The organism is Flavobacterium sp. GCM10023249, from assembly GCF_042653365.1.
GTDB lineage: Bacteria > Bacteroidota > Bacteroidia > Flavobacteriales > Flavobacteriaceae > Flavobacterium.
Window position 1 is genome coordinate 1 of the sequence record NZ_JBHSHZ010000001.1, and the last position, 1019, is coordinate 1019.

The 1019-nt window shown below is 48.1% G+C and carries 1 protein-coding gene; it reads left to right on the forward strand.

Annotation, left to right across the window (positions count from 1 at the left end; genetic code table 11):
- Positions 1-1019, forward strand: a 1019-nt coding sequence (locus ACFO7M_RS00005; protein ID WP_379733251.1) for a hypothetical protein, incomplete at both ends; no start/stop codon positions are given.

The window sequence follows — 1019 nt, forward strand, 5'->3', positions numbered from 1 at the left end:
GATTTAGGAGCTTCGTTTACTGATGTTCCCGGCGGAACGGCACATTGGACGTTCTCGAATCCGAATTATGAAGACGAATCGGGCGATGTATCCATAATGATTAACAAAGCCGATGCGAACATAACTGTGAATGGTTATACTGGTATTTATGATGCTCAGGCGCATGGTGCTTCTGGCTCAGCAACGGGTGTAGGCGGAGTGGCTTTAACCGGATTGGATTTGGGAGCTTCGTTTACTGATGTTCCCGGCGGAACGGCACATTGGACGTTCTCGAATCCGAATTATGAAGACGAATCGGGCGATGTATCCATAGTGATTAACAAAGCCGATGCGAACATAACTGTGAATGGTTACACTGGTATTTATGATGCTCAGGCGCATGGTGCTTCGGGCTCAGCAATTGGCGTAGGCGGAGTGGTTTTAACCGGATTGGATTTAGGAGCTTCGTTTACTGATGTTCCCGGCGGAACGGCACATTGGACGTTCTCGAATCCGAATTATGAAGACGAATCGGGCGATGTATCCATAGTGATTAACAAAGCCGATGCGAATATAACTGTGAATGGTTACACTGGTGTTTATGATGCTCAGGCGCATGGTGCTTCGGGCTCAGCAACGGGTGTAGGCGGAGTGGTTTTAACCGGATTGGATTTAGGAGCTTCGTTTACTGATGTTCCCGGCGGAACGGCACATTGGACGTTCTCGAATCCGAACTATGAAGACGAATCGGGTGATGTAGCAATAGTGATTAACAAAGCCGATGCGAATGTAACTGTGAATGGTTACACCGGTGTTTATGATGCTCAGGCACATGGTGCTTCGGGCTCAGCAACGGGTGTAGGCGGAGTGGCTTTAACCGGATTGGATTTAGGAGCTTCGTTTACTGATGTTCCCGGCGGAACGGCACATTGGACGTTCTCGAATCCGAATTATGAAGACGAATCGGGTGATGTATCCATAGTGATTAACAAAGCCGATGCGAACATAACTGTGAATGGTTACACCGGTGTTTATGATGC